Here is a 25118-nt window from a genome sequence, read left to right as displayed (position 1 = left end):
CCAGGCGCGGATCAGCCAGATTGACGTAACGGCGCACGAATTCCGGTGCGTTCGGATCTTGCGGGGCGAGGGCCATGCCAACTCCTTGAGACTCGGTAATGTCTGAAACTGAATGATTCGGGCTGAGACGGAGGTGTATCGCCCAATCGGCCATCAACTCAGCCGCGAACCAGATCCTGTAACCGGAATCCGGCTATTCGGAAGATCTGCCGCAAGCACTCGTCGATCTCGTCCGCCCGGCTGTTTGCAACGCGCGCCGCAAAATTTTCGATGATGCTGGCGCGGCTATGCCCCCGCACCGCCAGGATGTACGGAAACCCGAATTTGGCCTTGTACGCTTCATTGAGTTCGGTCAGCCGCGCAAACTCGTCCGCGCTGCACTGGTCCAACCCCGCCCCTGCCTGCTCTCGCGTAGACTCCGCCGTCAGTTCGCCTCGCACGGCCGCTTTGCCCGCTAATTCCGGGTGAGCACGAATAAGGTCGAGCTGAGGGCCTTCGCCAGCATCGATGACGGCTTGACACATGGCATCCTGCAATGCCTCGACGGTAGCAAACGGACGGTCTTCCCAAGCCGCTTCGGCCACCCACGCGGAATGCTCGAAGATGCCGTCGAGCGCCGCAACGAACTCGGCACGCGGCAACGCCGATAGTTCGGCAACGGTACGTTGGGTCATAGGCAACGGGGCGTTCATTAACAGCTCTCCTGGAAAACAACGGCGACGACCCGCCATGCCGCTCGCACAGCCCGGTGACGCCGGCCAATTTCAAATTTCAACCAGCGACTACGCCCCCCTCCGGACGCAGTCACCTCACGCAACCTTTCTCGCTTACGCCACCGCGTAGGGATGGCGCGCCTGCCAGTGACGTGCCACGTCGATTCGACGACACACCCACACGCGATCATGCTTTTCAATGTGATCGAGGAATCGCTGCAACGCCGCAAATCGCCCCGGGCGACCCAACAATCGGCAGTGCATGCCCACCGACAGCATCTTCGGCGCCTCGTCCCCTTCGGCATACAGGACGTCGAAGGCATCACGCAGGTAGTGGAAGAAGTGATCCGCTGTATTGAAACCCTGCGGCGCCGCAAAGCGCATGTCGTTGGAATCCAGGGTGTACGGCACGACAAGGTGTGGCTTGACCTCGCCGTTCCCCGTCTTCACCTGCGTCCAGAACGGCAAGTCGTCTCCGTAGTTGTCGGAGTCGTACACGAACCCGCCCTGCTCGACCACCAAACGCCGAGTATTCGGGCTGTCACGGCCGGTATACCAGCCAAGCGGCGCGCTTCCCGTCATTTCCTTGAAGATGTCGATGGCGACGCGCATGTGCTCACGCTCGGTCGCCTCGTCCATGCCCTGGTAGTGAATCCAGCGCCATCCGTGACACGCGATTTCGTGTCCCAATTCCTGGAACGCGGCGGTGACTTCGGGATGACGCTGCATGGCCATCGCCACGCCAAATACGGTCAACGGCAGACCACGACGCTCGAATTCGCGCAAGATGCGCCACACGCCCGCCCGCGACCCATACTCGTAGATGGACTCCATGCTCATGTGACGCGCTTCATATGCCGCCGCGCCAATGATCTCGGACAGGAATTGCTCGGACGCGCGATCACCGTGCAATACACAGTTCTCGCCGCCTTCTTCGTAGTTCAGAACAAACTGGACAGCAATGCGTGCACGCCCCGGCCAGTCGGCAAACGGTACGTGACGCCCATAACCGATCAGGTCGCGCGGATAGTCGTTGGAACTTGCAATGTGGCTGGCCATGGTGTCCTGGCATTCTGGGGATGGCGAAACGATCGAAGCAGTGTAGCCAAATCCACCCCGCGGAAACATAGCCAGATTCAGATATTCAGGCTGCGCTTAATCGTATAGTCGCCCCCTCTTTATCCCTTCCGCTCAGGCGCGCTCCGTCGCCCATTTACCCCCGGCATCACCCCCGCCCACGGATTTTCGATCGCGATGATTTTGCTTAAAATTCGCCAAATATCGAAAAAATTAGGAGAAAATCGGACAACGCACGTCAATCATCTCGACAACAAAAAAGCACGCAGGGCCGTCGTATCGACCCGGCGTGCTTTCGCTTGCCGCTATGCTGCTTTGCCGGACGCTCGGTCGGCGCTACGCCAGTGATGACTCGGACAGATAGGGATATCCCGTAAGTGTCAGCGTGACCTGTGCCCCGGACGTCTGCAATCTGGCCTGCCCGCCCACCGGCAAGGTCAGTTTGTCGGGGCAGTGGCCGAACGGCATGTCGGTCACGATCGGAATGCCGATCACCTTGCGCACGCTCTCGATCATCGCCGGCATGTCGTAACCGTTGTCGTACTCGGTCACGCGGTATTGCGAGAAGTCGCCCAGCACCAACGCCCGCTGCCGCGCCAGAATGCCGGACTGATGCAACTGGTACAACATCCGCTCGACGCGATACGGCGGCTCGTTCACATCCTCGACGAACAACACGCCCCCATCGATCTGCGGCAGGTACCGTGTGCCGATCAAGCTGCATACCATCGCCAGATTCCCTCCCCACAAGGTGCCCGACACATCGATGTCGCCGCTCGCTCCGTCCCCCTGCCACTCGGTCACGTGACGGGGCGAGCGCAAAACGGATTGGAATTGCGTCAGGGTGAAATCGCTTAAGGGATCGGCCCCGAAGTCCGCCAGCAACATCGGCCCGGCAAAGGTGGTGAGACGGGCCTGCGCCAACAGCGCCAGTTGCACCGCCGTGAAATCGCTATGGCCAATGATGGCAACCGGCGCCCCCGATAACCGGCGATGCAAGCCCTCGTAGTCGATCTGGTCGAGCAAATGCACAGCACCGTAACCGCCGCGCACCGCGAGCACGATCTCAGGCATGGGATGGGCACTCCCCGCCAACCGGTTGATTTCTGCAACGCGCTCGGCATCGGTCCCCGCAAAGCGCAAATATCGGCGCTCAAGCGACTCGCGATTGCTGATGGTGTAGCCGAGGCGCTCCAACGTCTCGATGCCGCGCGCGGCGACGTCGGGATCCGGCGCGTAGCCGGAAGGAGCAATCAGTTCGAGAAGCCTGGTCTGCGTCAATTGAGGGATCCCGGTGTTGACGTCGGAGTCTCGCCAGCCGTGTCGCCAGCCGCCGACGAGCGACGCGCCTTCGCAGCGGCACGTCGCTCACTGAAAAAGGTCTGGAGAATGCCAACGCATTCGTCGCGCATGACGCCGCCGAGCACTTCGGCATGATGATTGAGCCGAGGTTCCGCGAACAGGTCGACGACGCTGCCGCACGCCCCGGTCTTGGGATCGGCAGCCCCATATACGACGCGCTTCACGCGCGCGTGCATGATCGCGCCCGCACACATGACGCACGGCTCGAGCGTCACGTACAGTTCGCATTCCGGCAGCCGGTAGTTGCCCAATGCCTGTGCCGCCGCACGCAATGCCTGCATTTCGGCATGGGCCGACGGGTCGTGACCGCCGACCGGGCAGTTGTGCCCGACGGCAATCACTTGCCCATCGCATACGACCACAGCGCCGACCGGCACCTCGCCCTGCACCATCGCGACGCGGGCCTGCTGGAGCGCCAGGCCCATGTAGGTCTCGTCGGTGGCGGGTAAATCTCGATTCATGAAACGTTGACGAAAAGCCGCTGCACATCACCCGCCCCGTTTGGGACGCGCCCAGCACAGCGCAATTGGCCGAGTCCGGCAATGCGCTATTCTCGCACACGCCCCGCCTCTGTCGCACGCCGGGCGAGCGGCCCACAATCCCCCTAACCGCGTATTTCAGTCCCAAGCGGGCGCGAGCGACGCCGGATTGGCCTGACGCTCGTTGCGATCGAGCGTGGCGATGTGTGCCAGGTCGTCATCGCTCAGCCGCAGGTCGCAAGCCTTCATGTTGCTCGCGAGATTCTCGCGCTTGGTGGACGAGGGAATGACGGCGTACCCCTGCTGCATCGCCCAGGCCAGCGCGACTTGCGCCGTGGTCGCCCCATGCGCCTCGGCAATCTTCAAAAGCACCGGATCGTTCAGCACTTTGCCGTACGCCAGCGTCATGTAAGACGTGACGTGCACGCCCTGCGAACGCGCAAATTCCACCACCTTGCGGTTCTGTAGATACGGACTCAGTTCGATCTGCAAGGTCGCCAACTCGCCCGACCCAACGATGCCGATTGCCTGTTGCAACAGCGCGACGGTGAAATTGGACACGCCGATGGCGCCGGTCAAACCCTGCTCGCGCGCTTCGCGCAACGCGCCGAGATATTCGTCCATCGGCACCGCATTGGCCGGAGACGGCCAGTGAATCAGCGTCAGATCGACACGGTCGGTGCCGAGCTTCAAAAGACTGTCCTTCAGGCTCGGAATCAGCTTGTCACGGGAAAAGTTGTCGACCCAGATCTTGGTCGTGAGATGCAACGCGTCACGCTTGACGCCCGATGCCGCCAGTGCGCGCCCGATGTCAGCCTCGTTCTCGTAGATCTGCGCAGTGTCGATCGCGCGGTATCCCAGCGCCAGCGCCTGGGTAACGGTATCGACGACGGTTTGGCCCTTCAAACGGAACGTGCCGAGGCCGAAGGCGGGAAGACTCATGAATGCAACTCCTGTCAGTGACGTCGCGCCAACCGCATCTGCACTCGCTGACCGGCGCGACCGAAGCGCACAGTGTCCCGGATTCCCGCTCACGCAAGAAGTCCCCGCAGACGAACAAGATTCGTGCACTGAATTCACAACTGAGCACAAATCGAGCCGTCAGCCACTGTAATCAGCGACGACGACTCAGATGGCAGCGAGCGAGAGGAAGCTGACGTCGGCGCGCGCCATGGCCTTGATTTCGTTGCGTGTGGTGAGGATATGCGCCTCGAGCAGGGACACGACCGCCGTCACGTCGCGACGCCGGCATGCCGCCAGAATCTCGTAGTGATCGTGCTGAGGCTTTTCTTTGCCGGTGGCCTGCGACATCGCAAGGTTTGAATAGCGATCGGTATTGAGGCAATGCGCTTCGATGAGCATGCGCAAACGTCGATTGTTGGCGGGCGCCGAGAGCGCAAGATGGAAACGCCGGTTGTACTCGGCCCATTCGGCGACGACGTCGGATGCCGAGTAGTCGGCCAGAATCTGCTCCATGACCTGGAAGTCGCGCTCGGCCATATTGGGCACAGCCAGTTTGGCGGCGTGACATTCCAGCGCCACGCGAATCTCTAGCAATTCGCACAACTGCTCGAGATTCATGCTCGCCACGGTCGCGCCACGATTCAGATGGTGTGTGACCAACCCCTCCGCTTCCAATTGCCGCAACGCTTCGCGCACGGGCACGCGGCTCGCGTTGAAGCGTTCGGCCAGCGCTTCCTGACGCAATTGGTACCCACCCGGGAGCACGCCGCTCAAGATCTCGTCTCGAAGCGTGTCGCGGATGGCCTGATGAAGGCCCTGGGGTCTGGGAGTTCGCATGCTCACTTGCCCGCTCGCGCCTCCGCCAGCGCGATGCTCAGATGGGCTACCTTCTTCTTGAGCGCATCGCGCTCGGCGGTCATGGCTTTGAGTTCTTTTGACAGACGCGTGAGTTCGTCGGCCGGCGCTGCGGTGGTATCCCACGGCGGCGTGCCGTCATCGTCCTCAACGATCTCGTCGTCTTTCTTTTTGCGCGGCTTGACCGGACGTGCCTCGCGCACCTGACGTGCCAGCTCTCGCAACTCCTGCTTGCCGGCGACGACCGCCGCCACCTGCGCCGCCTGCGGCAAGGTCGAGACGGCCGCCGCCGCATTGATCGACACCTCGCCGCGCTTGACGGCATCCACCAGCTCCGGTGCCGCCGCATTGTGGATCTGCTCGATTTGCCCCAGCGTGTTGCTCGACAAACGTGCCGCACGCGCCAACGCCGCGCGCGTGAGCGCCATCGTATGCGCGGGGATCGACGCATTGGCCCCGGTTGCCTCGGCGGCCTCGCCTGCGGAAGCGGCCTGCGGCGCCTCGGCCTGCGCTGGGGCCTCGCTACCGGCGCGACCTTCGAGAATGGTCTTCTTACGTAACGCCAGCACGCCGCGCTGGTAATCGGACACGCTGCGCCGACCGAGGTGATTGTCGATCATCCACAGACGCACGTCGTCCATGGACTTGAACGACAGGTTCTGCACCGTACGGAATTCGATGTCGTGCTTGCGGCAAATCGCGTAGCGATTGTGGCCGTCGACCAGCACGTCGCCCCATAGCACCAGGGCGTCGCGACACCCCTCGGCAAGCAGGCTCTGTTCGAGCGCCCCGTATTCGTCAGGCGTGAGCGGATCGATGTACGCCTTGAGTTCTTCGTTGATCTGGACTGTCATGGATTTCTGTGACGATACCGCCGCACCCCGGCGCCGCTGGCTGCGGCACGACGCGGTCCGTCGCGGCATGGAAAAACGTTGCAGGCGGCATTATCGCCTGTCTGGCGGGCTTTGACGAAACGAACGCCCCACCCCCTTCCCGGATCGACAGTCAGGACAGCACGCCGTGATCGGTCAGGAACGCCTGGATGCGCGCCAGACGCGCCGCCGGATCGAAGACGCCCAGGAGGGCTTCTTTTTCGTGCGGCGGGAGCGGCAACAATTCGGCCCACCGATCCGCAACCCACCCGCATTCGTCCAGGCGGTACGGCGGTGCCAGCAGCAATTTTGCCGCGCGCGCGGGGTCGCGCTGCAACCCGGCAATCAGCTTGCCCAACGTGTCGGCACTGGTCTGCAAGGTGTCGGGAATGGCGACGTTGACGTCGTCCGGCAGCATGTGCGCTTCGCCCGTCCACAGGCCGTACTTCCCCTGTTCGATGGACGAGAGCTGAAACTTGGTCGTGCCACGACACACCAATTCGAGCAGCGACGGCATGGTCGCGCGCCAGTCGTCGATGCGTGCCATCGTGCCGATCATGGCCGGCTCCTCAACGCCATCGGGCAAGCGCACCTCGCTGCCTTTGCGCAGGACGACCACACCGAATTCGCTGCCATCGGCGAGACATCGCTTGATCATGTCGAGATAGCGCACCTCGAAGATGCGCAGATGCAACACCCCAGCAGGAAACAGGGCGTTGCCGAGCGGGAAGAGTGGGATCTGGGCCATGCCATATGATGACACGAAGTCGCCCGCAACAAGCGTCGCCGTCCTGCCGCTGCGCGGAGCGCCCGCCGCCCCAACGACGCCTGTGCCTGGCAGATCCCGCCCGAACCGATTCCTGCCCAACGCCGCCGCTGAGGCGCGGATACGCTGGGCAATGGTCCTCTGCGTCACACCGGGTTCCCTGGTCGCGCGCCGGCGCGTCATCCGGCATTTGTCAAGATGTTAGGCTTGCACACACGAATCAAAATGCGGGCTGCCGTTGTGGGCGCGCCCGCGCCTCTGGAGGATATCGGCATGACGATTGAAAGCGTGGCGTTGATCACGGCAGGTGGCAGTGGCATGGGCGCGGCGGCGGCGCGGCGTCTCGCGGCGGATGGTTTCAAGGTCGGCATCCTGTCGTCGTCGGGCAAGGGCGAGGCCCTGGCCAGTGAGCTGGGCGGCGTGGGCGTGACGGGATCGAATCAATCCAACGAAGCGCTGGCGAAACTGGTCGAGCTTGCCTTCGACCGTTGGGGACGTGTCGATGTGCTGGTCAACAGCGCTGGGCACGGTCCGCGCGCGCCGATCCTGGAGATTACCGACGAAGACTGGCATCGTGGCATGGACACCTACCTGATGAACGTGATCCGTCCGACACGGCTGGTGACACCGATCATGCAGAAGCAACGCTCGGGCGCGATCATCAACATCTCGACGGCGTGGGCGTTCGAGCCAAGCGAAATGTTCCCGACGTCGGCCGTGTTTCGCGCCGGCCTGGCGTCGTTCACGAAGCTCTTTGCGGACAAGTACGCGAAGGACAACGTGCGGATGAACAACGTGCTGCCGGGATGGATCGACAGCCTGCCGCAGCAGGAGACACGCCGTGAGAGTGTGCCGATGCAACGTTACGGCAAGGCGGAAGAAGTTGCTGCGACCGTGGCGTTTCTGGCGTCGGAAGGTGGCGGGTACATCACCGGCCAGAACATTCGCGTCGATGGCGGACTGACGCGCTCGGTCTGAGCACCGCGCGCGCCCGCCGCCACCAGCGCCAATCCGTATGGCTGCCTCCCCCGACTGCTCGCGCAAGTCATGACCTTGCGCGAATCCAGGTACTGAGGCTCGGCGGCGACAGACGAAACAGCGACCGTGCTCAGGACAGTGGCAATCAACGTACGAACAAACTTCGTCGAAATTCCTTAACTGTGATTGAGAATCACATGCTCACAAAAGCCGCCGGCGACGGATTGGCTTTGCCGATGCGTACGTGCAATCAAGCCGTCGGGACGACACCGGTAGCTGTCGCCGGCCGCCTGGCTTTGGCAACCACCGCGCTCGCCGCGAAGGTTGCCGCAGACGCTGCGGGAATTGCCTACGTTAAACAGCGCGAAGCCCAACTGTTTGGGACACTGGAGACTTGATTGATTCAGGCACGGGCGAGGCGCCCTACTCCCCTCGGATGCGCCTGACTGAAGGTGCGCGCGTCTTACTCAGGATTCATAAGAAATCCTGTAGGCATTTCCTGCACGCTTGATCCGCGCAAACCCGAGTTCGCCGAGGTGCATCCCCGCAATCAGGAGTTTGTCGGCGCTGACGACATCCAACAACCTGGATCGTGTGTCAGCGCAAAGCTGCGGATCGTGATCGAATGCAATGGAGACGTCGGGACGAGCGATCTGGATGTGAGGGAAATGAACGATATCCCCCCAGATCAACAGGCTATGGCCATCGGATTCAAGGCGATAACCGGAATGCCCGGCGGTATGCCCCAGAAGAGGCACCGCACTGACGCCAGGGAGGACTTCGTCGTCGATAAACGTGCGCATCTTCTCCCGGTACTTATCGAACACCTTCCGAGCAAACAGGAAGTTGCCACGCGCGCGCTCACTCGCTCGACTGAGATTGCCATCGTCCTCCCAGAAGGAAACCTCATGCTGATGAACGATCAACTCAGCGTTGGGAAAAGCGACCTCTCCCGACGCATCGAGCAGTCCTCCCACATGGTCGGGATGCGCATGGGTCAGAAGGATCGTGTCGATGTCGGAGGGTTGCACGCCAGCAAGCGCGAGATTCGCTGTCAATTTTCCGCCCCACTGCTTGAAACCGCCCGCCCCCGCGTCGATCAGGACCGTACGGCCCTTGCCACGAATCAGGTAGCAGTTGATGTGAATGGCAGATGGGTCGCTCACGCCTGCGGCCCGCTGTAACTTGGACGCATCCATTGGATCAATATTGGAGAGCGTGTCCAGCGTTGCGGAAAGGTATCCGTCGCTGATGGCCGTGATCGAAAACGCGCCAATCTGCTGACCTGGAAGCTTCATGTTGTTCATTGCAGTGCTCCTGGCTCGTAATCAGTTGCGCGCATGAATGGCGGGGGCCGCGTAGCCGAAACAACGGATACGCGCCGTTAGCCCCGTATGGCGCGTAATGGCCTCATCCAGTCGCGCCATGAAGACGTCCATGACCGATGACGTCCTGAGCGATTCGAGGCGGTACTTGATTTCCACATAGGCCGGATGCCCTCTCCCGTGGTGGGCCGCGACATAGATGACATGTACGTTGTCCAGCGCCGCCTGGAGGATGTCCGTGCAAAGCCGAGTGCATCGCGCGGCGAGTTCCGCTCGGTTCGCATCAGACGGCATCTTTTCCGTCGGCATGAAGATCGTCACGTTAGGCATTTTGCTTCTGCTCCGGCGTTTGGGGCGCGAGGCCACGGCCACTTGTCAATTGCGCGGTCATCGGCGCATAGAGATGCACCCCCTTCGGAAGCGGGTCTACGTGCAGGCTCGTGGCGTGCCCCAGCTTTGCCAACCACCGGTTCTCAGGAAACTTCTCCAATGCGACCGCCCGGATCTCCTCAGGCATGAGCCCCATCTCGATGAGCGGCTCGGGACCGACTGCACTCAAGACCAGACAATCGCCTTCACCGATGGCGGGGGCGCGGTCAAGACCACCATAAAGATTGCGGTGCCAATCGGTGATGTGCTGCTGCCAGCGTGCGAAATTGCCGCCGCCCTTCTGACGGTATTCGTCGCCCTGGAGCACAGCCAGACCGTCGATCGAATGGACGGCAAGGTAGGTAGGGCAACCCGCGCGCAACGCCCTGAAACGCTGCGAGGTATGGAAACCGCCCACTGAAATGAGCGCGGGTAGTTTTTCCAGGCTATAGAAATCATTCCACGCTGCTTCACTGGCCGGATCGGCAAAGCTGCATTCGACGGTATAGATCATCAGATCACTTGCGACCGGAAGCGTTGTGCGCCGGCCCTCCTTGTTGATGTTCCATCATGATATGAGCTCAATCTCTGCTCATAAAACGATTTTTCGGTATGCTTCAGTGATGAAAGATCAAGCTAGGCTGGATCACCATCCTCAGACCAGGAACACTCATGCGAAGGAAGATCCCCAGCAGCACGGCACTGACGGCATTCGAGGCAGCCGCCCGTCACGGCAGCTTCGCGCGCGCGGCGGAGGAACTGTCGCTCACGGAAGGCGCCATCAGTCGCCAGATTGGCCGGCTCGAAGCGTTCCTCGGGGTCACGCTGTTCGAGCGGGTCGGCAATCGTGTCCGCCTCCTGCCCAACGGGGAACGCTACGCGGTCCAAGTTCGCGAATCGCTTGACCGACTGGATCGGGATAGTCAGTACTTGATGGGACAGCCGAGCGACGGCGCAAGCCTCGACATTGCCACCATCCCGACTTTCGCGATGCGATGGCTCATTCCTCGCTTGTCACGATTCCAACAGAGGCATCCGAATATCACTGTGCACCTAGCCGAGCGCATGGATCCCTTCGTCCTCGCGGAAAGCGGATTCGATGCGGCAATTCACTTCGAGCACCCGGCGTGGACGGGAATGCGGACTCACCACCTGCTGCATGAGGTGCTGGTTCCGGTTTGCCATCCCGACCTTCTGACAGAAGGCGAAGGAACAACCTCACTGGACGACCTACCGCGCCTGCACCGACGACAGAACCCTGACGCTTGGCAACGCTACGCTCAGGAGACCGGAACCCCGTTGACCAATCCTGCGATGGGTGCGCGCTATGACCTTCACGGAATGCTGATCGAAGCGGCATTGGCCGGCCTCGGCGTAGCGCTGGTGCCGCGCCTCTATGTTGAAACCGAACTCTCGCTAGGACGTCTGGTCGCCCCATGGCCAGAAGGGAAAACCATCTCCAAAACCTTCTGTCTCATCCTCCCTGAGCCGATCGGATTGAGCAGAGGGCCAATTCAAGCGTTCAGCCAATGGCTCCTCGACGAAACTCTGGTCGGCCCGCTCCACACATCGCGTCGATAAGCGTCTGATTGAGTGCATGGGGCAAATCATGCCCCATGCCATCGATAGGCAGGTAGACCGCATTCGGGATTGAGCGTGCGGTGTCCTGTGCGCAGGCGGGCGGGATCAGTGGATCATCGGTTCCATGTATGACGAGCGCCGGCGCTTTGATCGTCGCAAGACGCGCTCGCAGGTCCCCTGTCACTGCCATGGCCGCAATCTGCCGCGCCACGCCGCCGGGATCGTAGCAGCGCCGCGCTTCTTCCAGCAGGATGGCACGATGGGTCGCTTCATCGAACGCATACCCCCTCCCCGCAATTCTGCGCGCGAAAGCGAGACGCACCGCCAGAAAGCCTCCCGGATCGACAACGGGATCAGGCGCGGGACGCATCATCATCGCCATCACGTCGGGCGCTGCCTGCGGCAGGGCTGGATTACCCGTGCTCGACATGATCGACGTCAGGGAAAGGATCCGGTCGGCATGGTCGCTCGCCAGGATCTGGGCAATCATGCCGCCCATCGAACGCCCGACGACATGCGTCCGCGCGATGCCGAGGGCATTGAGCAGACCGATGACGTCGGCCGCCATGTCGTAAAGCGTATAGGCCACTTCAGGCTGGCGTCCGGCCATCAGCGCGGCCGCGAGCACGCCGAAATCCGGTGCGGCCGAGGCGCGAAAATGTGTGGAGCATCCCGCATCCCGGTTGTCGAAGCGGATCACGCGATAGCCCTTTTCGGCCAAGCCCTCACAAAAAGGCGTGGTCCAGCGGATCATCTGCGTCCCGAGCCCGGAAATCAGCAGGATTGCCTCAGCATAGGCATGGCCGAAACTGTCCCAGGCGAGCGCAATGCCGTTGGCCTTTGTGATGTTCATGGCTGCGCTGTTTCGGCAACCATGGGCAACGGCATTTCCGACAGTGGGAGAAGGCGGGAATCCTTCACCGCCGCCGTGCGATGACCGAGCCCCGCGAGATACCCTGGATGGCTGGCGAAAGAGAGGAAAGAAGCGACGCTGGCCTGGCGAACCAGCATTGCCAGATCCCACGACTCCTCGACGGGGCCGATCAGGAAAGATCCGCCTTCGCCGAGAAACAGGATATCGCCCCCGGTCTTCCGCAAAAGGGGCAGCGTATGCTGGATGTAGCGATCGAAGGCCTGGGCGCCGCTGATCATCTCAGCGGGCGCCAGTTCGGGGTAGCCGGAATAATCGGCGATGTCTCTGAACCGCAGCAGATTGAGCATGACGACGCGACCGGTAAAATCGCGCTGCACGAACTGCCGTCCGGCGTCCTGTGTCGGTTCGCGATAGGCTGAGGCGTTGGTTCGGCTCATGGTGGTGGCGTTAAATGCGATGTCAGGAATGCGACGCGTCGGCCGGGCTAAATGCGAGACGCAGCGCATAGGTCCGGATGTCTTCGGGCCACGCGGCGACCCGCTCTTCCAGCCCCGGGCGATCGTCTGCGAAAAGCGCCCGCGTCGCTTCTTCGTAGCCGGGAAAATCACCCGCGATCGCCTGCATGAACTGGTATGCGGCGTCCTGGGCGGCACGTCTTTGCTGGCGAGGATGCATGCCCTTACGGACTTCGTCGACAAGGCGCCTCAGCGCTGCGGAGGCGCCACCGGGCTGAACCGCCAACCATTCCCAATGCCGGGGCAGCAAGGTCACCTCGCGGGCGATGACGCCCAGTTTGGGACGCCCGCGAGACTGCGGGTTATCGCCTTTCTCCGAGGTCGTCGTGCCGGGTGTCGCGTCCGCCTTGGGGCGATAGCGTCCCGCAAACGTCTTCGGCGGCTGCGAGAGCCGCTCAAGGATTTCCGCATCACTTCCGCGCAGATCGAGATCAATGACGCGGCCGGTAGCGTCGTCAAAGACGAGGACCGTGTCGGCACCCTCGGCGGATTGTTTCACCTTCATCGCCACTTCCGCCAACGGGCCCGCCAGCAGCAGCCTACGGCCGGCAAATGCCGTGCAGGATTGGGTTAAGGGATCAGGCATGTCTGGTTCTCGTAAAATGAACCCGACTATTATTACCCGGATAAAATTAATTCGTCAAATTTATCCGGGTAAAACATCGTCACCCTATGACCGGCAAACTCAACAACTGTTCGTGATCCTGATTAGCGGCCAACAATGGCCAGCGCGACGACAGCGAGCCAAGTTTGCCCGGGAGCGCGCCGGGATGACTTCATCGCCGGCGGTCGAAATGGAAGAAATCATGGATCTGGAAAATCGCTTTCTTTCTGAAATAGAAACCGATCCACTCGGATGGAAATCGGCTCACGAGGCCTGTTCGATCAGACCGTGCAGTGCGATGTCTAAGGTCACATTGCCGAGGCGGCGTTCCACCGCCCCGCCCTCGAAGCACAACCAGCCTTCGTTGAAACCATCGATCATCTGCATTCGAGGCAACGGATTGGACATTCCTTGTGCGCGAAACAGCGTTTCCCAGGTGTCGCGCGCGACGGCATTAGCCACGACTTCCCGGCCCAGCAATCGGGACAGGCTCGCCGCGATGTCACGAGGAGACACCGGATACGGCCCCTCCAGTTCCACAACGCGGCGGCCTTAACGGGCATGGGAAGCTGGCCCAGCACGCGCTCCATATCGCTGAGTTGCCCCCCCCCGGACGCTAAAGCTCTGTGATACTGAAGACGGGGGGACGTCACGCTGCTCGCGCGACACGCAGCGCTTCACCTGCCGCCACAAAGCGGTGTAGATGGCGAAGTTCCATCGGCGCTATTGCCGCCACACCGCTATTTCAAGCGATCGAACGAACTACGCCGCCATCGACCCGCAATGCGGCACCCGTGGTCGCAGAAGCTTGTTCCGAGCAGGCATATACCACCATGTTCGCAACCTCTTCGGTGGTGGCGAAACGGTTGATCAGTGTTGTCGGGCGGGCGGCTGCCAGGAACTCTCGCTCGGCTTGTGCCTGCGTGATGCCTTGCTCTTTTGCAGCCGAATTCATCCACTTGGATAGAATCTCGGAGTTGGTCGGGCCGGGCAACACGGCGTTGACGGTAACACCTGTGCCAGCGACGAGTTCCGCCAGCCCACGCGAGACAGCTAGAATCGCGGTCTTGGTGACGCCGTAGTCGATCATCTCCTTCGGGATGTTCAGTCCGGATTCGCTGCTGATGAACACGACCCTCCCCCAGCCGCGTTCCACCATTTTTGGCACGTAGTGACGCGCGGCGCGCACGCCGCTCATCACGTTGAGCTGGAACAAGTCCAGCCATTCGTCGTCGACCTGATCGAAAAAATTGTTCAGGCGTGCAGTGCCCGCATTATTGACGAGAATATCCGCGTCCGGCGCGTGCTCGAAAAGAGCCGTGCACCCTACCGCCGTGGCGATATCCGCGGCGACGCCGGTCAATTCGGCCTCCGGCAACAAGGTGCGCATCTCGCGCAATGCGGCATCGACACGTTCCTGCGTGCGCCCGTTGATGACGACCGCCGCGCCTGCGCGCGCCAGCCCTTCGGCAATCGCGCGGCCAATGCCGGCGGTGGAACCGGTCACGATCGCCTTGCGGTTCTTGAGTTCGATATGCATGGATTCTCTCCGTTTGAGGATGGGTCAGCCTGCCAGTTTCGCCACTTCGCCTTCCGCCGCTCGGGCAAGGCGTTCGACCCAGTCCTGGTGGTAGCGATATAGCGCACCGGGGTATTGGCGTCCGATCACGTCGAGGAAGAACTCGCCTTGCTGGGTTTCTTCTGTCAGCACATGACAGCCTTCGTCACTTGGCGTGATGACCCAGCCGTGGTAGGCGGTCGAGCCGGTGTCGTCGCCATCGACCGTCGTTGCCCATGCCAGCCGGCGGTTCGGCACGCATTCGGTCACGGTCAGGCTCATCGGATAGCCGACCGTCACCCGGTGGTAGCGCGTGCCCAGCTTCAGTTCCGGCTCCCCTGACAGGATGCTCACCTGATCCTCGGCGGGAAAATAGCGCACCCAATGCTCGGCATCGACCAACAGCTTCCAGACCACTTCGGGCGGTGCCTTGATGTCGATGTCGTTGAGTGCATAGATAGCCGACGTTCCCGGGTCGTAACGCTCAGGCCAGATCACTTTGTCGATCATGTCTTCCTCCCGATCTTCAAGCGCCCGATTTCTCGCGGGCGACCGCGACTTCGGCGATATCCTTGAGCAGCTTTTCGTGGGTGAGCCAGTAAATGTCCGGCGCCTGCTTGGCCAGTTCAATCCAGTGCGGCCCTCGCATCGTTTCCTCGGTCCATAGATGGCAACCGTTGGCCGTCGGGGTGATGATCCAGGCGTGATAAGCCCTGGAATGCTCGGCGGCCTTCGGATAGCCGCCCCAGGCGATGCGTGTCATCGGCTCGAATTCCTGAACCGAGGCATGGACATCCTGCCCAGCCAGATTCGTCTCGAAGCGCGTGCCGGCACCGAAGCGCGCGTGACCATCCAGCAACTGCACGTGCTGGACGCCGGGATAAAAGCTAGGCCACGCCTTGGGGTCGGTGAGCAGCGACCAGATCGTCTCCACCGAGGCCGCAACGTCAAGTTCGTTGGTGAAGTGGATCGGTGAGCGACTCGGTTTCATTTCGTCGGGCCACTTGATGGTTTCGTACATGAGTTTCTCCCGTTGCCTGCGTGATTGCAGTCGCAGATCGCGCGAGTTCAGTTGGGCTTGATGAGGTCTTGGAAGATCAGCGGAGCCCAAGTACGTCCGCGCGCTTGGACGAGAGTGCCGCCTTCGGCGAGCTTGCCCAACGGCACCGGCGCGAAGCCAAGGCGTTCGGCCAAGGCCGCTACCGGCGGCACTGCGCTGTCGTCGTCACTGGCGAGAAAAACAACACGGCGGCCACCTTCGACATTCGGATCGGCGGCCAGCAAGCCGGCGGGCAGATGATTGAAGCCCTTCACAAATTTGGCGCCGGTAAACGCCTCGGCAATGACCGCTGAAGACGGCAGGCCTCCCAATTCATCAACCGACACGCCATACGCATTGGTCGCATCGATGATCGTTTTGCCTTGCCAGTTCGCCAGAGCCTTGGCGACAGTTGTGTATTCCCGAAACGGCACCGCAAGAATAATGACGTCGGCCTGGACGGCCTCCTGCAACGGCTTCGGGAGGACTGTCGTGCCGATCGTCTGCGCCTGCGGCGCCAGTGCCTGAGGTGGACGCCGGCTGGCGACGATCACGTCAATGCTCTTGCGGGCGAAGGCACGGGCGAGCGCTTGGCCTACCTCTCCAAAACCGATGATCGAATAACTCATGAAATCGCTCCCTCTCAAATATGCTTGGGAGGATAGTAATTGATTCCTTTTATTGAGATAATTGTCGAATCGATCATAAGACTGATTCCCAATAAGAATGGATCATTTTCACGAACTGAACGCCTTCATCGCCGTAGTCGAAACCGGTGGGTTTTCTGCGGCTGCGCGCAAGACCGGCCAGTCGCAGTCCGCGGTCAGCAAGGCGGTCGGTGCGTTGGAAAGACGCCTCGGGGTGGCGCTTCTCCATCGCAGCACGCGGAAAGTGACTTTGACCGACCAAGGACAGAGGTATCTCGATCGCATCAAACCGCTGGTTGACGAGATACAGGTGGCCGACAGCGAGCTGACCAGTAGCACCCTGGATGTCTCGGGCCTTGTCAGGATCGCCGCGCCATCAACATTCGGCCGCTTGCATGTGCTACCGCTGATTCCCGAACTGTTGTCACATCATCCTGGCCTTCGAGTCGATCTGGTGCTGTCCGACGCCGTGAGGGACATGGTGGAAGACCGGATCGATCTGGCAATTCGCGTCAGTCCCGTGAACGATCCCGATTCCGTCGTGCGACGTGTGGCCGAAACCTCACTCGTTTGCGCTGGCTCTCGTCACTATTTCGCGCAACACGGTATCCCGAAGGCGCCAGCTGAGCTTGCCAATCACAATTGTCTGATCTACGGCGACATGACGGAATGGCCGTTCACGGGGCCGGAAGGTCGATTCAACGTGCCGGTCAGCGGCAATCTTTCCTCCAGCAGCGTCGAAACGATCTTGGCTGGCGTACTTGCCGGCGTTGGCATCGGCATGTTCCACCGGGCTTCGCTTGTGGGGGAATTTCAGCATCCGGACGTGATCACGGTTCTCGATGAGTTCATCAACGAGCCTAGAGATGTTAGCCTTGTCTGGCCGAAGCGCCGATTCGTGCCCACACGTGTACGAGGTACTACGGATTTCTTTGCTAGAGCACTGCCACTGCAGATCTAGTTAGGACACTCGGCAAGTGGAGCAGCCCCCTGAAGCTCCGGACACAGTCTCCCACTTGAGTTGATAAACCACTCCTGCGCGGCAACTCGCGAGGTGAGCGATATTCCTGCGCGCTGTGGGGATGATGCACGTCTGCGTTTATCGGAAGCAGACATTCAATTTAACTAAGCCGTTACGATCGCCTTGGCTTCAAGGAACGCTTCGAGACCGAAAACTCCGTTTTCCCGCCCAATGCCCGACTGTTTGACTCCGCCGAATGGCGCCAGTAAATCCGTTGAGACACGATTGATCAATACAGTGCCGGCTTCAAGCCGAGACGCCACGCGGCGAGCACGATCCGATTGCGACGAAAACACGTATGCGTGCAATCCGTAGATCGATTCGTTGGCGATGTGGATTGCCTCGTCTTCATCTTCGTACGCGATGATGGACAGCACCGGCCCGAAGATCTCCTCACGGGCGATGGTCATATCGTTGCGCACGCCCGAAAAAACGGTCGGCTTTACGAAATAGCCAGCGTCAAACCCTTGCGGATGACCTTTGCCGCCTGTCACAAGCGTGGCACCCTCTTCCAAGCCCAGGTGGATGAAGCGTTGAATGCGCTCGTATTGAGCCTGTGTAGCTAACGGTCCGATGGTGGTTGCGGGATCTCCCGGGTCGCCGACACGCATGGCTGCGACGTTTTCCCGTACTAGGTCAATGGCTTCTGCTTGACGTGCTCGCGGAACCAGGAGCCGCGTGCCTGCCACGCAAGCCTGGCCGTTGTTTAGGAACGCCGCCCCAAGCACTAATGGAATCGCAGAGGGGAAGTCAGCATCGTCCAGCAACAAGGACGCAGATTTGCCGGTCAGTGCCAAGCTGACTCGTTTCATTGTTTCCACACCGGCACGGGCAATAATCTTGCCAGTCTGCGTCGACCCGGTGAACGAAATCTTGGCGACATCGGGGTTGGTGCTCAGTTCGTCCCCAACATCTCCACCTCGTCCCAACAGAATGTTGAAGATGCCGGCGGGAAGCCCCGCCTCGTGCAAGGCCTCGGCAACTACCTGAGTCTGAAGGGGGCTGAATTCGCTGGGTTTGATGACTGATGCGCAGCCGGCGGCGATAGCCGACGCCAGCTTGCTGCACATGGTGCCAGCCACGCTGTTCCACGGAACGATCAACGCCGCCACGCCAACGGGTTCCATGACTACATCGGCAGTCCCGATACGACGAGTGAGGTCATACCTCTCAAGGACTTCGGCAGTATTGGCAAAACACTGGGACACATATTGGCTGACCCACTTCGCGCGCGAGAAGGGGCCGCCGTATTCTTCAATCGTGACGTCACGGATTTCGTCCGTCCGCGCCAGGACCGCGGATTGGAGACGCTTGAGCATGTCGATGCGCTCAGTCTTGGTCGTGCGACCCAATGCCGACTGCGCGCGAAATGCAGCCGCGATAGCCCGTTTGGCATCCTGACGATTTGCGAGTGTAGCTGTGCCGATAATCTTCTCATTCGCAGGATTGATGATTTGAACGACCTCGCCTCCCTGCACCGGAACGAATTCGCCATCAATATAGGCGTGATTGAAACTACGCATGGTATGCCTTGGAAACTGGATAATGAGTTACTTTAGGCTAATTGGATTGTTCTGATAAGTTACCCAAACACGGATGATTCATTTTGAAAAAAGGGATAATAAATTAGAACATTGGGCGGAGAGCGGACTCATATCAGTTCTCCGTAGATGAGACCACAACGCTGAAGATGTCGGTCCCAACTCGAGGCGTAAGCTCGCCCCGTCTTGCCTTTCGGCCCAGAGGCATCACTTCCGGTTCGCTGAATTGTTCTGATAAGATGCCCAAAGTGAGCATTTTTGTATAGAAATCCAGGACAATGTATAAGAGCGGCTTAACTGAACTGGAAGTCGTACTGGCTGTTGCTAGACAGCAGAGCTTTCGCGCGGCGGCTGTCAAGCTGGAGATGTCCACCTCGGCTGTCAGCAATGCCGTTGCAGGCCTGGAAAGCCGACTGGGTGCACGGCTATTCCATCGAACGACACGCAGCGTGTCGTTGACTGATGCCGGACGGCAGTTCGTGGATCAGATCAAGCCAGCGATCAAGCAGATTCAGGACGCAATGGCCGCCGTGAACGATCAAAAAGCGACGCCAACCGGAACGCTGCACATCAATAGCTCATTGGGCGCGGCGCTCATGGCCTTTGAGCCGATCATGATGGAATTCTTGCGTCGCTACCCCAGCATGACCATCGACATCGTGACCGAAGGCAGGATGGTGGACATCATCGCTGAGGGTTTCGACGCTGGACTGCGTGCGAGTTCTTTTGTGCCGCGTGACATGATCAGTGTCCCGCTGAGCCACAACATACCAAAAGCCGTTGTCGGCTCGAGAGAGTATTTCACCCTGCATCCAAAGCCGACTGTCATTGCACACCTTGCAAAACATCAATGCATCCGAGCGCGTCTTCCCAATGGATCCCCATCGCCGTGGGAGTTCGTTCAAGGCAGTAAGCCAGTACAAGTCGAAGTGCCTGGGCAATTGATCCTTGACGCACCATTGCTGATGCTTCAGGCAGTACGCAATGACCTCGGCTTGTCCCAGCTAGCCGAGTGGTACATCGCCGATGATCTGGTAAGCGGCCGACTTGAGCGGGTACTTGAAAGCTATACGGCACCATACCCTGGATTGTGTCTGTATTATTCCGGCCATCGTCATATACCTGCCGGGTTGCGCGCACTGATTGATCTCATTCACGAGGTTCGCGATGCTCCGCAAGGGAGTCTCAGTAGCGTGGAACACACGTAGTCATTGCCATAGCGGATCAGGCGATTGACATTCCTCTCTGTCGCCCAATCTCCCAAGACACGCCACCACCGCGCACCGTCATGGCGAGTTGCTGCTCGGGCCGTTTTCCGATCACAGACGTCCATGGCACCAACCTGAAGCCCGTGCCGTCATCCAGCATTGCGTAGCGTTCACTGGCGAGCATGACACTGCGCCGGTAAGTGCCGACCACGCGCTGCCCATCCGTTATTGGTCGATGTTCCAAGCCGGTTTCTGCGGCGATATCCTTTGCGGCCTTCGGGAACTCGCGCCCGCGCAACGTCGCCAGCAGGTTACGGCCAAGTGATCTGCTGCGCCAGCGGAACCTCGAATAGACGTATTTCGATTTCCGGTTCTTCTTCGCGGCACAACGCCAGGAAGGTCGAGAAACGCGATGGTGGGATGCCGTCCGATAGCGCGACCCGTAACTGGCGACGGAAGCCATTAGTAGCAGCCTTCACGCTGTCGCGTGCCTGCTGCAAGGCAACGAAGACGCGCGGAACGACGGAACTTCCCAAACCAATCTCCGTCGGGCTAGCCAGAGATTGTCATCTGTTCGTATTGTTCATTCCGGCCGCATAGTATCGATCGCCTTTGCGTTTTAATCTCTCTACTTCCTTTCGTTAATAGCTGTGGCGAGCGGCAAACGCAACTTCAGCACATTACGACGGGCGTTGGACGGAGACGTTAGTGATTTCCTCACTTTCGCGCCAAAGCTCCTCGGCCGCGTCCGGGTCTATCGCATACGCTTGGACGCCGGTGCCGCGTTTGGTGCGATCTTCGGTGGCCAGATCGGGGGAACCGTCCCGCGGCAGTACGGGCGTGATATCCGAATCGGCGCAAAACACCCCGCCTTTGCCGTCGAGTTGCGGACTGACCGCGCACCAGACGTGGGTGGCCGCGCCCTGGGGAACCGATTTCAGGTCACGGGCCAGATCGACGATTGGCCGGCCGTTCTCATCGACGAACCCTGTCTTTTTCAGCATTTCCACCCCGACGTGCGTGCCGAGATTCGTTCCCGCGATCCCGCCCGGATGGAGTGCGAACGCACGAATGCCATCGTCCTTGCCTCGACGGTCGAGGCCAACCGCGAAGAGGATATTGGCCGTCTTCGACTGGCCATAGGCCTTGAAAGCATCGTAGTCACGGCGCTCGAAATTGATGTCGTCGAAAACGACTGGCGAGAAGCGGTGCCCGGCGGACGAGACTGATACGACGCGCGCGCCACCGGCCCGCTTGAGCGCCGGCCAGAGTCGTAGAGCCAGCCGAAAATGGCCGAGGTGGTTGGTAGAAAACTGAAGCTCATTGCCTTGCGCATCGCGCTTCAGTTCGGGCAACGCCATGATGCCGGCGTTGTTGATGAGCAGATGAAGCGGCAGGCCTGTTTCAACAAAGTCGCGTGCGAAATCATCGATCGAGCGGGGATCGGCAAGATCCATCGATAGAACCTGCATGCCGCCGCCAGCTTCGGCGATGGTTCTGCGCGCACGCTCGACATCACGCGCCGGCACAATGATTCTCGCGCCCGCTGAGGCGAGCGTGCGTGCAGTTTCAAGTCCGAGGCCTGAGTAGCCTCCGGTGACGATCGCTACCTTGCCGACTAGATCTACGCCCTTAATGATGTCGGCGGTCGTGGAAGCGCGGCTAAAACCCGAACCGATTGGTGCTTGGACTGTGCTCATTGCTATATTTCCCTTTTCTAAATCAAAGTAAGTGTTCGGCAATTTCATGAACAACTGTCCCGTGAAAATCCGAGTAGTGCGGCATTCGTTTGCAGGGCCTTGACGATCTGGTGAGGCGACTGGATAAACCTCGTTCTATTTCAATCAAGCAGAGAGCCGCGCGGGCGACGGCACAGTTCGGCCGTCAACCGTCGTGCCGGGGAAGGCAAGCATCGGCGCCAGGGTCTCGTTGTTCTCGGCTGGGAAATTCAGCTTCGGCCTGGAAGCCTCACTGAGCCTACCCATCTGCTCGGCGGACAGCGTCACTTCGAGCGAGTCGAGATTAGTTTTGAGCTGATCGAGTCGCCTGGCGCCAATCAGGGTGGAGCTAACGCCAGCTTGTGACCTGACCCAAGCCAGCGCCACCGATGCGGGACTGATCCCAAGTTCCGAAGCGACGTCCACAACTACTTCGATGATGTCGTAATCCGCCGCACTCGGAACGCCGACCATGTTCGTGCGCTTAGTATCGACATTGCCTTCGCTGCCACGCCTGAACTTGCCGCTCAGGAATCCGCTCTTGAGTGGCGACCAGGGCATGATGCCCATTCCCATCGCGTGCGCCATCGGAAACAGCTCGCCTTCGCTCGTCCGCTCCAGCAGCGAATATTCGAGTTGCAGCGCGATGATCCGCGCCCATCCGCGGAAGTGGGCGATCGTCTGCGCCTCGGCTGTTTTCCAAGCGGGAATGTCCGAGAAGCCCACGTAACGAATCTTGCCTGCCGTGACGAGATCATCGAGACCTCGCAAGGTTTCTTCGATCGGTGCCGTCCGATCCCAGTTGTGCAGCCAGTAGATGTCGATGTAGTCGCTCCGGAGCCGGTTCAACGAGGCTTCGCACTGCTGGATCAGGGCTTTGCGTCCCGCTCCGCCGCCATTCGGATCGCCTGGGAACAGATTGCAATAGAACTTCGTGCTGAGCACGATCTCGTCGCGTCTAACTTTCTTCTGTCGAAGATAGTCACCGATGATCCGTTCGGAATGACCAGCGGTATAGATGTTGGCCGTGTCCACGAAATTTCCTCCGCGGCTTCGATACTCGTCGAGCATGGCGAACGACTCTTCGGGGCTTGCACCCCAACCGAAGTCTTCGCCGAACGTCATGGTCCCCAAGCAATACGGGCTAACGCGCAATCCAGAACGCCCGAGCGTGACATAGTGGTTCAGGGGCATTTGACTTCTCCTATCAAAGTTAAAAAATTCAGTCGATGCGAGCGCTAGTGAGCTGTTCGTTCAACCATCAGAGACGACCCGCCGCTGCCGGCTCAGTGGCACGGAGGCGCACGCCGTGCATTTCCTTGGACGCATCGAAAATGCTGTCAATGCATTCTTAGACGGTGGAAGCAGCCCCGAATCCTGAGTCGATGGGGGATTGCGAGGTGAACATGCATCTTCTTCAGGACAGATCGATGCTTACATGGTAGGCTTTCAGTTCTGTACTAAGAAGGTTTGTCCGTTCAGTTTTTATGCTCAATAGTACAAATACGTATCCTGATCCACTTTCAGACCTGCTGGACTTCCTCCAGGTCCGGTGCGACTTGTCAGGACGACTGGTAGCTGGCGGTACTTGGGCACGCCGTTTCACCAATCTGGATGCGATCAAATTCTGCGCAGTCACAGAGGGAGGCTGCTGGTATTCGATTGATTGCATGTCTGAGCCAGCCCGAGTGAACGTCGGTGATGTCTTAATCACCAACGGCACACGCACTCTCACGCTGGCCAGTGCCGCAGCCTTGATTCCTAACGCGACGACCACGCCAGTCGTTAGAGACAGCGACGATCAGTATCAGCTTGGCCAAGGGTGCGACTTCACCATGTTGGGGGGCATAGTGCAGATCGATGCTGACCAGCAAGCGTTGCTCTTGAATGGTCTACCGCCGCTCATCCACGTACGAGGAACGACAGACGAAGCCGAGCCGATTTCGTGGTTGCTAAAACAACTTGTGGCAGAAATGAAAGGCGGACGACCTGGGCGGACCGTCGTCATATCGGGACTGACGCAATTGCTATTCGTTCAGACATTGCGGGCTTATTTGGCTCATGCGCCGAATGGCGATGAGGGGTGGCTAAAAGGCTTTGGCGACCACCGGTTGGCCATTGTGCTCAGTAGCATTCATGGCGAACCATCTCGAAATTGGGGCCTGGAAGAACTTGCAAAAAAGGCAGGGATGTCGAGAACATCACTCGCGGTTCGATTCCGCCAAATTATGGGCGTTCCTCCTCTCGCCTATTTGACCCAATGGCGGATGTATCTGGCGAGACGTGAACTTCGAGCTGGTGCTTCGATTTCGGAGGCCGCGGCTGCGGTCGGATACTCTTCCGAAAGTGCCTTCAGCAGCGCATTCAAGCGCGTCATGGCTGTTGCACCGGGGCAGTATCGGCGCACGGCGCAGGGAGAGGTCGAGGCGCCTCAAATATCTAGCACGTCCAGCGAACTCGGTTTCTAGGAGAGCGGCGGTGCTCGGGTTCGCTTCTCCAATCTCTAAGTAGGATGGGCTTACCGCAAAGTTGTGGACCGCGTTGGCAGCCAATCTCCCATGACACCCCGCTGCCGCGCACCGCAGCAGCTAGCTGCTGCCCAAGTCGCTGTGCGATCACCGGCTTCCACGGCACCAGCGAGAAGCCCATACCGTCATCGAGCATCGCGTAGCGCCCGCTGGCGAGCATCACGCTCACGGACTTCAGCATAAAACTTGTTCGACTTGTTCATCGCTCCATTCTCTCAAGCGTTGGAGCCTCCACCAAATCCGGGGCGGTTCGTTTTTACATCGGCGCTAACACCTAGCCGGGTTCGGTGTGGCACAAGTCATGGAACTCGGTGTAGAACGTCTGTTGGCAGAGGGCCGGCTAGTCAATATCCTTCCAGACTGGGCTGACGTACGCTTCCCGCTTTATGCTTTTTATCCGTCACGTAACTATCTCCCTGCAAAAACACGCGCGTTTCTGGACTTCGTTCCATCCATCACCGGGCAATCGGCTGGCGGCTAAAATGACGCATTCTTCTGCTCCGATCCGTACCGGGAATGGACTGC

The 25118-nt window shown here is 60.0% G+C and carries 28 protein-coding genes and 4 pseudogenes; 7 read left to right on the top strand and 25 right to left on the bottom strand.

What is annotated here, in order from left to right:
• Nucleotides 1-158: 158 nt before the first annotated feature.
• From uraD to PTE31013_RS17105, 8 genes are all read right to left on the bottom strand, one after another.
• Nucleotides 159-692, bottom strand: coding sequence for a 2-oxo-4-hydroxy-4-carboxy-5-ureidoimidazoline decarboxylase (gene uraD / locus PTE31013_RS17140; protein ID WP_425495576.1), 534 nt, complete (start codon nt 690-692; stop codon nt 159-161).
• A 135-nt stretch (nt 693-827) separates the two neighbouring features.
• The gene (gene puuE, locus PTE31013_RS17135; protein WP_150613966.1) at nt 828-1772 is read right to left on the bottom strand and encodes an allantoinase PuuE; all 945 of its coding nucleotides are present in this window, start codon (nt 1770-1772) and stop codon (nt 828-830) included.
• A gap of 354 nt (nt 1773-2126) precedes the next feature.
• On the bottom strand, nt 2127-3071 hold the full coding sequence (gene ldcA / locus PTE31013_RS17130) for a muramoyltetrapeptide carboxypeptidase (protein WP_150613965.1): 945 nt from the start codon (nt 3069-3071) through the stop codon (nt 2127-2129).
• The gene (tadA, locus tag PTE31013_RS17125; RefSeq protein ID WP_150613964.1) at nt 3068-3613 is read right to left on the bottom strand and encodes a tRNA adenosine(34) deaminase TadA; all 546 of its coding nucleotides are present in this window, start codon (nt 3611-3613) and stop codon (nt 3068-3070) included. The genes ldcA and tadA overlap by 4 nt, the downstream gene beginning before the upstream one ends.
• A 156-nt stretch (nt 3614-3769) precedes the next feature.
• Nucleotides 3770-4573, bottom strand: a complete 804-nt coding sequence (gene dkgB / locus PTE31013_RS17120; protein WP_150613963.1) for a 2,5-didehydrogluconate reductase DkgB — start codon at nt 4571-4573, stop codon at nt 3770-3772.
• Between the two features lie 186 nt (nt 4574-4759).
• A complete protein-coding gene (locus PTE31013_RS17115; protein ID WP_174978601.1) occupies nt 4760-5431 on the bottom strand; it encodes a GntR family transcriptional regulator in 672 nt (223 codons plus the stop codon).
• Nucleotides 5432-5433: 2 nt separating this feature from the next.
• Nucleotides 5434-6303: a ParB N-terminal domain-containing protein gene (locus PTE31013_RS17110; protein ID WP_150613962.1), complete on the bottom strand. Its 870-nt coding sequence runs from the start codon at nt 6301-6303 to the stop codon at nt 5434-5436.
• Nucleotides 6304-6454: 151 nt separating this feature from the next.
• The gene (locus PTE31013_RS17105) at nt 6455-7069 is read right to left on the bottom strand and encodes an LON peptidase substrate-binding domain-containing protein (RefSeq protein ID WP_150613961.1); all 615 of its coding nucleotides are present in this window, start codon (nt 7067-7069) and stop codon (nt 6455-6457) included.
• 291 nt (nt 7070-7360) lie between these two features.
• Between PTE31013_RS17105 and PTE31013_RS17100 the strand changes: the two genes are divergently transcribed.
• Both PTE31013_RS17100 and PTE31013_RS17095 read left to right on the top strand, forming a co-directional pair.
• On the top strand, nt 7361-8065 hold the full coding sequence (locus tag PTE31013_RS17100; RefSeq protein WP_150613960.1) for an SDR family oxidoreductase: 705 nt from the start codon (nt 7361-7363) through the stop codon (nt 8063-8065).
• A 197-nt stretch (nt 8066-8262) separates the two neighbouring features.
• Nucleotides 8263-8463 carry a hypothetical protein gene (locus tag PTE31013_RS17095; RefSeq protein WP_150613959.1) on the top strand — a complete coding sequence of 67 codons (201 nt, stop codon included), beginning with the start codon at nt 8263-8265 and terminating at the stop codon, nt 8461-8463.
• Nucleotides 8464-8532: 69 nt separating this feature from the next.
• Here the strand turns inward: PTE31013_RS17095 and PTE31013_RS17090 are convergent, their stop codons facing one another.
• The 3 genes from PTE31013_RS17090 to PTE31013_RS17080 are packed head-to-tail and all read right to left on the bottom strand — an operon-like array spanning nt 8533 to nt 10273.
• Nucleotides 8533-9372, bottom strand: a complete 840-nt coding sequence (locus PTE31013_RS17090) for an MBL fold metallo-hydrolase (RefSeq protein WP_150613958.1) — start codon at nt 9370-9372, stop codon at nt 8533-8535.
• Between the two features lie 21 nt (nt 9373-9393).
• On the bottom strand, nt 9394-9720 hold the full coding sequence (locus PTE31013_RS17085; RefSeq protein ID WP_150613957.1) for a hypothetical protein: 327 nt from the start codon (nt 9718-9720) through the stop codon (nt 9394-9396).
• A complete protein-coding gene (locus PTE31013_RS17080; protein ID WP_150613956.1) occupies nt 9713-10273 on the bottom strand; it encodes a sugar ABC transporter in 561 nt (186 codons plus the stop codon). The genes PTE31013_RS17085 and PTE31013_RS17080 overlap by 8 nt, the downstream gene beginning before the upstream one ends.
• Nucleotides 10274-10431: 158 nt before the next feature.
• On the opposite strand from PTE31013_RS17080, the gene PTE31013_RS17075 reads away from it, so the two are divergent.
• Nucleotides 10432-11340: a LysR substrate-binding domain-containing protein gene (locus PTE31013_RS17075; RefSeq protein ID WP_150613955.1), complete on the top strand. Its 909-nt coding sequence runs from the start codon at nt 10432-10434 to the stop codon at nt 11338-11340.
• Here PTE31013_RS17075 and PTE31013_RS17070 read toward each other — a convergent pair.
• The 8 genes from PTE31013_RS17070 to PTE31013_RS17035 all read right to left on the bottom strand — a co-directional run bounded on the left by PTE31013_RS17070 (nt 11282) and on the right by PTE31013_RS17035 (nt 16559).
• Nucleotides 11282-12193: an alpha/beta fold hydrolase gene (locus PTE31013_RS17070; protein WP_150613954.1), complete on the bottom strand. Its 912-nt coding sequence runs from the start codon at nt 12191-12193 to the stop codon at nt 11282-11284. The two genes, PTE31013_RS17075 and PTE31013_RS17070, sit on opposite strands and share 59 nt — an antisense overlap.
• Nucleotides 12190-12651 carry a DUF1330 domain-containing protein gene (locus tag PTE31013_RS17065; RefSeq protein WP_150613953.1) on the bottom strand — a complete coding sequence of 154 codons (462 nt, stop codon included), beginning with the start codon at nt 12649-12651 and terminating at the stop codon, nt 12190-12192. The genes PTE31013_RS17070 and PTE31013_RS17065 overlap by 4 nt, the downstream gene beginning before the upstream one ends.
• Nucleotides 12652-12673: 22 nt before the next feature.
• A complete protein-coding gene (locus PTE31013_RS17060) occupies nt 12674-13315 on the bottom strand; it encodes a DUF2239 family protein (RefSeq protein WP_150613952.1) in 642 nt (213 codons plus the stop codon).
• A gap of 282 nt (nt 13316-13597) precedes the next feature.
• Nucleotides 13598-13873: a Rossmann-fold NAD(P)-binding domain-containing protein gene (locus tag PTE31013_RS17055; protein WP_174978600.1), complete on the bottom strand. Its 276-nt coding sequence runs from the start codon at nt 13871-13873 to the stop codon at nt 13598-13600.
• 205 nt (nt 13874-14078) lie between these two features.
• Nucleotides 14079-14873 carry an SDR family NAD(P)-dependent oxidoreductase gene (locus PTE31013_RS17050; RefSeq protein WP_150613951.1) on the bottom strand — a complete coding sequence of 265 codons (795 nt, stop codon included), beginning with the start codon at nt 14871-14873 and terminating at the stop codon, nt 14079-14081.
• 24 nt (nt 14874-14897) lie between these two features.
• The gene (locus PTE31013_RS17045; protein ID WP_150613950.1) at nt 14898-15401 is read right to left on the bottom strand and encodes an SRPBCC domain-containing protein; all 504 of its coding nucleotides are present in this window, start codon (nt 15399-15401) and stop codon (nt 14898-14900) included.
• Nucleotides 15402-15417: 16 nt separating this feature from the next.
• Complete coding sequence (locus PTE31013_RS17040; RefSeq protein WP_150613949.1) at nt 15418-15912, bottom strand: SRPBCC domain-containing protein; 495 nt, start codon at nt 15910-15912, stop codon at nt 15418-15420.
• 47 nt (nt 15913-15959) lie between these two features.
• Complete coding sequence (locus PTE31013_RS17035) at nt 15960-16559, bottom strand: NADPH-dependent F420 reductase (RefSeq protein ID WP_150613948.1); 600 nt, start codon at nt 16557-16559, stop codon at nt 15960-15962.
• Nucleotides 16560-16656: 97 nt separating this feature from the next.
• Here PTE31013_RS17035 and PTE31013_RS17030 point away from each other — a divergent pair, with 97 nt between their 5' ends.
• Nucleotides 16657-17538 (top strand): LysR family transcriptional regulator, encoded by an 882-nt coding sequence (locus PTE31013_RS17030; protein WP_150613947.1) that lies wholly within the window; start codon nt 16657-16659, stop codon nt 17536-17538.
• A gap of 164 nt (nt 17539-17702) precedes the next feature.
• Here the strand turns inward: PTE31013_RS17030 and PTE31013_RS17025 are convergent, their stop codons facing one another.
• The gene (locus tag PTE31013_RS17025) at nt 17703-19121 is read right to left on the bottom strand and encodes an aldehyde dehydrogenase family protein (RefSeq protein WP_150613946.1); all 1419 of its coding nucleotides are present in this window, start codon (nt 19119-19121) and stop codon (nt 17703-17705) included.
• Between the two features lie 296 nt (nt 19122-19417).
• Between PTE31013_RS17025 and PTE31013_RS17020 the strand changes: the two genes are divergently transcribed.
• The gene (locus tag PTE31013_RS17020; protein ID WP_150613945.1) at nt 19418-20347 is read left to right on the top strand and encodes a LysR family transcriptional regulator; all 930 of its coding nucleotides are present in this window, start codon (nt 19418-19420) and stop codon (nt 20345-20347) included.
• A 16-nt stretch (nt 20348-20363) separates the two neighbouring features.
• Here the strand turns inward: PTE31013_RS17020 and PTE31013_RS17015 are convergent.
• The 4 genes and pseudogenes from PTE31013_RS17015 to PTE31013_RS17000 form a co-directional block, all read right to left on the bottom strand.
• A pseudogene (locus tag PTE31013_RS17015) lies at nt 20364-20669 on the bottom strand (DUF3363 domain-containing protein); the annotation flags it as partial.
• A gap of 1 nt (nt 20670) precedes the next feature.
• Nucleotides 20671-20907, bottom strand: a pseudogene (locus tag PTE31013_RS25175) (hypothetical protein); the annotation flags it as partial.
• Between the two features lie 120 nt (nt 20908-21027).
• Nucleotides 21028-22047, bottom strand: coding sequence for an SDR family NAD(P)-dependent oxidoreductase (locus PTE31013_RS17005; protein ID WP_150613982.1), 1020 nt, complete (start codon nt 22045-22047; stop codon nt 21028-21030).
• A gap of 144 nt (nt 22048-22191) precedes the next feature.
• Complete coding sequence (locus PTE31013_RS17000) at nt 22192-23259, bottom strand: aldo/keto reductase (protein ID WP_150613944.1); 1068 nt, start codon at nt 23257-23259, stop codon at nt 22192-22194.
• Nucleotides 23260-23552: 293 nt separating this feature from the next.
• Between PTE31013_RS17000 and PTE31013_RS16995 the strand changes: the two genes are divergently transcribed.
• On the top strand, nt 23553-24533 hold the full coding sequence (locus PTE31013_RS16995; protein ID WP_150613943.1) for an AraC family transcriptional regulator: 981 nt from the start codon (nt 23553-23555) through the stop codon (nt 24531-24533).
• Nucleotides 24534-24591: 58 nt separating this feature from the next.
• On the opposite strand, the pseudogene PTE31013_RS16990 reads toward PTE31013_RS16995, so the two are convergent.
• Nucleotides 24592-24759, bottom strand: a pseudogene (locus tag PTE31013_RS16990) (DUF3363 domain-containing protein); the annotation flags it as partial.
• Nucleotides 24760-24867: 108 nt separating this feature from the next.
• On the opposite strand from PTE31013_RS16990, the pseudogene PTE31013_RS16985 reads away from it, so the two are divergent.
• Nucleotides 24868-25074, top strand: a pseudogene (locus tag PTE31013_RS16985) (LysR substrate-binding domain-containing protein); the annotation flags it as partial.
• Nucleotides 25075-25118 lie beyond the last annotated feature (44 nt).

Source organism: Pandoraea terrigena, from assembly GCF_902459705.1.
Classification (GTDB): domain Bacteria; phylum Pseudomonadota; class Gammaproteobacteria; order Burkholderiales; family Burkholderiaceae; genus Pandoraea; species Pandoraea terrigena.
The sequence above is the reverse complement of the archived record's forward strand: the minus strand, read 5'-3'. Positions and strand labels throughout refer to the sequence as shown.